Annotated in this window: 7 protein-coding genes; 4 read left to right on the top strand and 3 right to left on the bottom strand. The window is 65.0% G+C overall.

Annotated features, from left to right (window positions below):
• Positions 1 to 130: 130 nt before the first annotated feature.
• Positions 131 to 1,681 (top strand): tetratricopeptide repeat protein, encoded by a 1,551-nt coding sequence (locus EB084_14595; GenBank protein ID NDD29487.1) that lies wholly within the window; start codon positions 131 to 133, stop codon positions 1,679 to 1,681.
• Positions 1,682 to 1,744: 63 nt separating this feature from the next.
• Here the strand turns inward: EB084_14595 and EB084_14590 are convergent, their stop codons facing one another.
• Positions 1,745 to 2,191, bottom strand: coding sequence for a hypothetical protein (locus tag EB084_14590; GenBank protein NDD29486.1), 447 nt, complete (start codon positions 2,189 to 2,191; stop codon positions 1,745 to 1,747).
• A 960-nt stretch (positions 2,192 to 3,151) separates the two neighbouring features.
• On the opposite strand from EB084_14590, the gene EB084_14585 reads away from it, so the two are divergent.
• Positions 3,152 to 4,534 (top strand): hypothetical protein, encoded by a 1,383-nt coding sequence (locus tag EB084_14585; GenBank protein NDD29485.1) that lies wholly within the window; start codon positions 3,152 to 3,154, stop codon positions 4,532 to 4,534.
• 14 nt (positions 4,535 to 4,548) lie between these two features.
• Entirely contained in the window at positions 4,549 to 5,124 is a 576-nt protein-coding gene (locus tag EB084_14580; protein ID NDD29484.1) for a hypothetical protein, read from the top strand.
• Positions 5,125 to 5,243: 119 nt separating this feature from the next.
• Here EB084_14580 and EB084_14575 read toward each other — a convergent pair whose 3' ends face one another.
• Positions 5,244 to 5,771 (bottom strand): hypothetical protein, encoded by a 528-nt coding sequence (locus EB084_14575; GenBank protein ID NDD29483.1) that lies wholly within the window; start codon positions 5,769 to 5,771, stop codon positions 5,244 to 5,246.
• A gap of 217 nt (positions 5,772 to 5,988) precedes the next feature.
• On the opposite strand from EB084_14575, the gene EB084_14570 reads away from it, so the two are divergent.
• Positions 5,989 to 7,542: an MFS transporter gene (locus tag EB084_14570; GenBank protein ID NDD29482.1), complete on the top strand. Its 1,554-nt coding sequence runs from the start codon at positions 5,989 to 5,991 to the stop codon at positions 7,540 to 7,542.
• 11 nt (positions 7,543 to 7,553) lie between these two features.
• On the opposite strand, the gene EB084_14565 is transcribed toward EB084_14570, so the two are convergent.
• Positions 7,554 to 7,823, bottom strand: coding sequence for a hypothetical protein (locus tag EB084_14565; protein NDD29481.1), 270 nt, complete (start codon positions 7,821 to 7,823; stop codon positions 7,554 to 7,556).
• Positions 7,824 to 8,248: the final 425 nt, after the last annotated feature.

The following is an 8,248-nucleotide window of genomic DNA, read 5'->3' as shown; positions in this document are numbered from 1 at the left end:
GCGAGCGCTGCCCACCGCTCCGAAACCTGTCATCGAAAGGGCGCGAGAGCCCACTCTGACGAGACCTCCTTGCGAATCTCTTTGCGAGGCGTCGGCGCAACATCCACATTCTCGGAGGCTGTAGATCCAGATGCCCTCTCGAACGGCGTCCCGCGCCTGCTCCAGACGTCAGTCACCAGCGAGTCGCGCTCGCACCGTCCTCGTCGTGATTCTGTTGCTCTTCGTGACAGGCGCAATGACAATTGAGGTTTCCGCAAAAGACACGGCCAAGGCAGACAACGAAGCGGGACGAGCGGCCGACCGCCAGGGCGATCACGAAAAGGCGGTCGTCCTCCTGAGAAAGGCCGTCTTGAGCAACCCCGGCAACGCACGCTACCGCTACGACCTTGCGGAGGCGTACTATAACGCGGGTGCGATGGAGTACGCGAAGAACGTGCTCGACCAGGTGATATCCATGGCTCCGAAATCTGCTGAAGCACGTTCGGCCAGGGCGCTCCTCAGCAAGATTGAGAACGAGAGACCGAAACCGGTCAAAGACGCCTCCAAGACCTCGAAAAGCACGCTGGTCGATGCCGTGGTGCTTGACGACGGCAGCCTGCTTGCGGTCATCGACATGTCGAAGACCAAGATGAACCTCTCGCTCGTGTTGCTGACCAAAGACCGACAGGCGGGATGCATCTTCGCGCAGAGCGACTGGTACAAGCTCGTCGACGCAGTCGACGCCGCCAGGGAGAAGATCGGCCAGATACCCGTCACAACAGAGCGTGCCATTGAGCACTGGCGGTATCTCAGCCCCGTCATCGGAAGCCAGCACGAAGAGGCTGTCCTGAGACTCGTTTTGCACAAGGATTCGGTATACGGCATACAACCTTTCCTGTGCGTTGAGATAGGGACCCCGCTCGATCATCTGCGGGCGTTTCTTGCACCGTCAGAACTGGGCCTGGTGGCAGCCCTGGTGCACCACGGCGACGATTACCTCCACGGCAAGAGCGGACCGAAGAACCCGGAGAACGTGCTCGAGAACCACGTGAGCCACGGCAAATCTCCGACCGCCTGGGTGGCGGAGTTCTCGCGTCCGCGAGGCGTGATCAGCAGTTCGTCGACATCCGTGAAGAACGGGTACGTCGTGCACCTCACAGACGGAGACGTGGAAAGCCAGCGTTCATACCAGGTACTGGTGAATGGCAAGGACAGGATGACGGTGTTCACGTTCTCGGCCACCAAAGGAGAGTGCGTCCTCACGCCACCGACAGAGTCGGACTGGCGCAAGTTCAGGTTCTGCAAAGACGACGTCATCGAATTTGAGAGAGCCAGCAGCGTGAAAGGCTCCGGCCCGCAGTGGATCACCAGTGTCTACAATGCGTATGCCGAAGAGCTGACGGCGACGCCAACCCACCATGTCGTGGAGTATCGCGTGAGCGGAACGGTGAACCATGCCAACCTCATCTGGCGTGACGATAGCCTGACCCCAAAAAACGCACCCGACGTCAAGCTCCCATGGACGTGCAAGACGAAGGTGAAGCTCGGCGGATACGCGCAGATCGAAGCGCGCGGAATCGACGAGAACGCCCTGGGCATCCTCGAGATCGAGCTGTGGGTTGACGGCAGCCGGCTGGACAGTGCCAGCAGCGGAACCGAGTCCAAAAATCCACGCGCCGTGATCACCAGGAAGCTCCCCTAGTCCGCAGATCTCCCGTCTGTCCGCCAGGCTCGAATCGATTCCCGCGTGAGCCTCACCCGCGATTCACGCCGCGAGAAAGAGATCGCCAAACGCCCCTTTCAGGTTCACCCAGAAGGGGAAGCGAAGATTTTCTCGCACAAACGCGAGGAGACCATCAACACCACAGGCCACTTCGATCGAAAGGCACTTGCGAAGGCCCTGACCGTATACACGGTCGCGCCTCGAGACGTGATTCGCCGCCACGGCGGGCGCCTTCAGGCGATACAGCACGCGCATCTCGACCCATACCGCAAACCCCTCGGCCAGCTGTTTTTCGCAGCCCGACAGGCCGTTCTCGTTCTGCCAGGCATGTACGAGCTCGTGCGCCAGCAGGCTTAAGGTAATGAGCTCGGTATACCCGGAGGCGATGACGATCTCATGGCTCGACGGCGCGTAGAAACCATCGATGTCTTCACCCTCGTAGCCCTGGCCCACGAGCTCCAGGGGACGGGCAAGCCTGACCGTTGGCATGACAACCAGCCGGAGCCCCGCCACCTCCGCAATCAGGTCGTGGGCACGCGCCAGGAGCGCTGGAAGTCGCGCTGCGTCAGAGACGACAGTCTCCGCGCACGCCGCGCAGCAAATTCCGTACGGTGCGCGGTGATGCTCTCCACGCTTGACCGGACGAGCACATCCACTGCACGTCCCCTCCACGCTCGGAACGCACCGTTGGCACACGCGAAACTGCTTCGACCAGGTGAATCCACCATGAGCAACCCCCTTACAGAAAAGGCAACTGGTGACAGGCGCGTGACACTTGCGGCATCGCTCTCCCGTGCTGTACCCGTCGCAGGCTGCGCAGAGCCGCAGGCGCGAGAGGCAGGTCGCGCAGCAGCGCACGCCGTCGAACAGCGTGACCGGCTCACGTTCGCCGATTCCACAGAGCCCGCAGCGCTCGTGACTCTGTTCACACGGGAGGCACCGCGGATGGCCGTCCCTTCCCCGCACGAACAGATCAAGCGTGACTCCGCAGCCGTGACAGTCGAGCGGGGTTGCGTAGCAGTCACTGCACCAGATCTCTTGACCCGCTCGCCTCGACTGCAGTGTAAGCGTCTTGCAGCGGAGGCACACCGGCACCCGATGCTTCAACACACACAGACGACATACGGGCACACCCTCGCGGGTCAACGAGACCTCGCCTTCCGGCTGATCGCAACCCACACACGTCACCGTGGAGACCGTCATCGTCGTCATCACATCTCACCTCTGCCTCCACAATAGGCGCCGAGCATGAACAGATGTCTTTGAGCGTGTTGCCGACCTGTTTCACCGATGTTACAAAACCGAACCGACTTGTGAACATTGCATACGTCGATTGTTACACGCCTGCTCTGGGCAGAAGGCCCTGTCGTCACCGGCGCGACCAACAGGAAGGCGGGGAAGGCGCCCCCGTCTTGACAGATCAACCGTTCGCTGTTAAATGAGAGGAAGATGAACGCCGGCCCCATCTCCCCAGAGCGCCTCTCACCCGTCCAGCCGCGACGGGCCTGGACGGTCTTGGGGCACATCGACGCCACGGCCTCCGACCTCGAGCCGTTCGAGATGGATCGCCTCGACGATCTCGAGCGCGCCGACAAGGGCAGCGCAAACCTCGTCTTCGAGGTACGCCGCACGCCGGTCTCACCCGCCGTCAAGAAGCTCAAGGCCGCCGCCCTCGCCAGCCTGGCGCCCGGGTGCGTGCTTGCAGGCGTTGCCGGCGCTGCCCTGCTCGCGACGGCGCCTCCCCTCGCCATCGGCGCCCTGGCCCTGGGCCTCGGAGAGGGCGCCCTTCTCTTCAGCACCAGCAAGAAGGGCCTGCAAGACCTCCGCTTCGCCGACCGCCAGAGCACCGTGCCGCCGTGGAAGGGCACCCGCACCTATGAGGTCGGCCCCCACCCAGAGACGGGTGTCGCGTCACCCGTGCTGTCGTCGTCACGATCGACCCAGGCCCCGGATGGCAAGAAGCTGGGCGCCTTCCTGGCCGACGCCATGCAGACCTACCCGGCGCAGCGCTATGCCTTCGTGCTCAGTGGACACGGCAGAGCCATGGACAGCGTGGGCGACGTGAAGGTGGCCGACATGGCCGAGGCCACCGCCATCGCCCACGCCCGCAGCGGTCGCAAGCTCGATGTGATGGTGCTCGACTCGTGCCTCGTGGGCAACTTCGAGACCCTGCTGCCCATGGCCGACCACGTGCGCTACGCCATCGTGTCAGAGGAACCGGTCTACACCAGCGTCATCGACTGGCGCGGCATGATCGAAGACCAGCAGCATCAGGCCCCTTCAGCCACCGCCATGGCGGCCTCCGCCATGAACCGCGCCGAAGGCAATCCGTGGCATCAGACCTTGAGCACGGTGCGCATGAGCCAGATGCCCCCCCTGCGCACAGCCCTTGAGAGCCTGGGAAGCGCCATCCAGAGCAGCGCCCGCAACGGTCACCGCGACGAGATCAAGGCGGCGTTCAAGGCGTCGGCCAGAATAAAGGACAGCGACGCCTTCAGCCGAGCCGTCGAGCAGAAGATCGACCTGGGCGACGCCATCAAGCACCTCGCCCACGACGTCAGCGACCCTCAGGTCAAGAACGCGGCCAGCGAGGCCTGGCACGCCTACCAGAAGGCCGTCGTCGATCACCGCTCCTCGAAACCGTTCTCGCGCACCACCGGCCTGAGCATCCAGGGTCCGCGGGCCTGGCATCGAGAGGACGCCTACGCGAAGAAGGCGGGGCTCCCCGAGTGGTCGAAAGCGCTGGGGCAGATGCGACCCTGGCCCATGCGCGTCGTCTCCGCCGCCGTCGACGCCATCCGCGACCTTCGAGGGCCAGGTCGCTCACGCTAGAGAAGTGCACCCCCGTGAACGACAAGCCGAACATCTACCACCGGTACCTGCAGCTCCCGTTTGCCATCAAGCCCCCTGCTTTCTTCGAGCAGAGAGGTGACATCATCAAGCACCTCGTGCTCGATCACCTGAAGCATCCCGACATCGATGATCTCTTTCGTCAGCTCGGTCTCGCGTGTGCGCGAAAAGAGTGCTTCTACACCCCTCCATACGGCAAGATCCCCATCCACACCGATCACAGCAGCTACACGAACCACGTGAAGATCAACGTGACCTGGGGCCCCGAGGCGGGGGTGATTCAGTGGTATGAGTCTGACCTGGTTGAAGAGCGCGTCATCAGCGGCGGCACCGAGAACACCGAGGCCTATCACCACAACCTGTGGGCCCGGGAAGAAGACGCCACCCTGGTGCACGAGGCCTGCACCAACCGTCCGAGCCTGGTGAACGTGGGCATTCTCCACGGCACGCACAACCCATCACCCGAGGGCCGCTGGACGCTGTGCTTCACCCCCTGGAACCCCACGCGTCGCTCGATGGTGGAGTGGAACGAGGGCCTGCGGCTCTTCGCGCCCTACATCGTCACCAAGTAGCGGCCAAAGCGCTTCCGGGAAGCCCGTGGCGCGACCGGCGTGGGCGCTTCTCGATGACGTAGCTGGGCGTCTCTGGGACGGTGCGCACGACGTCTTCGCAGCGCTCGTACGCGCGCGCCTTACACGAACAGCTGCTGTATGTCTCGGGCGAACGCGTTGTAGCCTTCGCGGTGCACGCCGATCTCGGCGATGTCGTCGCCCATCCACTGCAGGTGTCGCCCCGCGGCGTCGAGGTTGCCCTTGCGCCACCCCTCGCGCGCGGCGCGCAGGGCGAGGCGCCCGCCCTCGAGGCCTGCACCCACGATGCCCACGCGGGAGTAGACGCCAGCCACGGCGCCGCCCACGCATCCCAGCGGCCCCGCCATCACAGCGCCCACCACGGCGCCGGCCACCACGTTGGCGATGCGGGCGTGATTGGCCGCCTCACGCTGAGCGGGTGTACGTCGCTTCAGCTGGCCCAGCGCGCCGCCGATCAGCCCATGCACCGCGCCATCCACGGCACCGGCGGCTCCGCAGATCGCCGCGCTGCAACCGCGCTGGAAGACCTGCACGATGGGATCGGCCTCCTGGGGAGCTCGTGCGCGAGACGCGAGGCGGTGAGGGGGTGTGGGACGTGAAGCGGGCAGAGACGAGACGTGAGCGATCATGTGGGTTCTCCTCGCACAAGATGGGCTTGCTGCCCGACCTCGACGTCGGCTGCGACCGGCGCAGTTCGCTGCAGTCAACGGAATCGACACCGAGGCGGAGCCTGCGTATTCTGCGGGCGGGTTTGCAACAAAGCCTGAAACCGTCGTGATTCCACCGTTAAACCAGCGCGAGCGACACCGATGCCCGTGATGGAAGTCACGCCACGACGGGTGCGAGCTGAAATGTTTTACAAAACCTCAATCGTCTGTTCACAACCTGGCGCTACACTCAGGTCAAGAGATCGCGAGGTCCGACGTCAACCGCATCATCGTGCTGAACACGGCCCTGAAAGAGGGCCTGCCCACGCAGAAGCTCGCCCTCGTGAAGGAGCTCACGCAGCGCGCCACCGATCTCGCGGCGAAGCAGGCGCGGTCGCCGTCTCCCCCCATTGGCTGCGCTGAGCGCTTCGAGGCCATCGCGCTGTCCCCCCCCTCGAGCACGACCGCACGCACGATCTTCACCCCCGCCTTCTTCGTGGCCAACGGCGTGCACCTCGTCGCGCTCACCGCCAACGCGCTCTTCATCCTGCTGCCCCTCTATCTCAAGCAGACGGGGCTGGCTGACTGGGAGATGGGCGCTGTCATGTCCGGCTACGCCGTGGCGGCGGTGGTGGCGCGCCCCTTTCTGGGGCACCCCATGGATGAGTGGGGGCGAAAGCCGTTCATCCTGGGCGGCCTGATCGTGAGCTGCGCCTCCGCCCTGGGGCTGCTCGGGTTGAGCCAGACCCCCTTCGCGCACGCACCTCTTCCGCTGGCGCTGCTGCGCTTCACACTGGGCGCGGGGGTTTCGGCGTACTTCACCGCCATGGTGACGTGGATGGCCGATCAGGCGCCGCCCCAACGCCTGGCAGAGGTGATGGGCATCTTCGGGCTCTCCGGTCTGGTGACCATGGCAACCGGAACGACAGCGGCCACGTTCGTGGTCGAGCACAGCGGTTTCGCTGGCCTGTTCGCGGCGGCGGCCGTGGGGTTCGCGCTGGCGGCCGTGCTTGCGCTGCGCTTCGATGCCGCACCTCCGGCAGAAGCTGCAGCGCGCGTCACGCCTCCCGACGCAACACCAGGGCCAGACGCCTCTCCCCTCACCGTTGCCGAACCCACGCCAGAGGCCGCCGACGCGCGGCGAAGCGGCGTGCGCGAATCGCTCACCGCATTCCGCGTCACGGCCTCGAAGCGCGCGATGCGCGGGCCGATGCTGGCGTTCTTCATGTTCGGCGCGAACTCGAGCGCGCTGGGCACGTTCATCGCGCCGTTCCTCAAATCGGTCTTGTCTGACACGCACGCGGTCGCCGCGTTCTTCGCCCAGTACACCCTTTCCGCCGCGGTGGTGAGACTCACGGCCGGTCGCGTCATCGACCGCCTCGGGCACGCCACCCTCGTGGCACCGGCCCTGCTCTCACTGGGCGTGGGCATCGGCCTGCTCGCCCTCACAGCCAACACGGCAACTGCGCTGCCCTGGCCCACACTCGCCAGCCTCGGCCTGGGGCTGGGGCACGGCGTCATCTACCCGTCGGTCACCGCGCTCACCATCACGCGCGTCTCGGCGCGAGAGCGGGGAAAGGCGACGAGCGCCATCACCTCGTCGGGCGATCTGGGGGGAATCGTGGGGGCCGTCGCCTTCGGCGCGGTGGCGACCGCCTTCGGGTATCGCACCATGTTCATCGCGACCGGGGCGTGCGTGGCCCTGTCCGCGCTGGTGTTCCTCCTGCTGGAGCGCAAGACGTCCCGCGCCTGAGGCGCGGTGACTCAGCAGACCGCGAGCCAGTTCCGACGCAGGGCCCGCCCGAGGAGATCGCGCGTGGGCACGACGCGGAGCGCCGAGCACAGGGCCAGCACGTGGGCGTGGGAAGGACCCTCGTCATCGTCGCCCTCGAGGCTCGCCTCGTCTTCGTCAGACTCGCGGGTGATGGAATCGATCGTGCGGTTCGCGGGCCACTCGTGAACACGGGGCAGATGCTGCCACGGTCCTTCTTCAGTCGTGACGGGGGTGATGGTGAGGTCCAGCGTGTCAATCATTCTCGTGCTCCTGGCTTCGTCTCTCTGAGACCAAGCATACCGCCCCCCCCTGCACCTGATCTGAACGGGGCGTGAAATCACGGTGACAGCGCAGTCTTTGTTGCGTCATCACCGAACGCGTTCACATCCGGACGCAAAAACTGCAACAATCTTCGCAAATGGGTTACATCGCCGCATCAGTCTGTTCACAAGGATGTCGTCGAACGGCAATGCTGGCCGGCTACGATCAACACAGAGCCTGACCCGTCCCGAAGAGCCTCGGCTTGTGAGAGAGGGCGGCGCGGGCATCGCAGGTAGACAGGGGAGGAACACATGGAACACATCGAGCTGGCTGTAGCCGCCCGCGTTCTCGGCGCGAGCTTGAGAGAGACCCGTGATCTGGCCGCCCTCGTCGGCGCCCGACTCATCCGAAGGGCCGACGTGAC

The organism is Pseudomonadota bacterium, assembly GCA_010028905.1.
Lineage (GTDB): Bacteria > Vulcanimicrobiota > Xenobia > RGZZ01 > RGZZ01 > RGZZ01.
The sequence above is the reverse complement of the archived record's forward strand: the minus strand, read 5'-3'. Positions and strand labels throughout refer to the sequence as shown.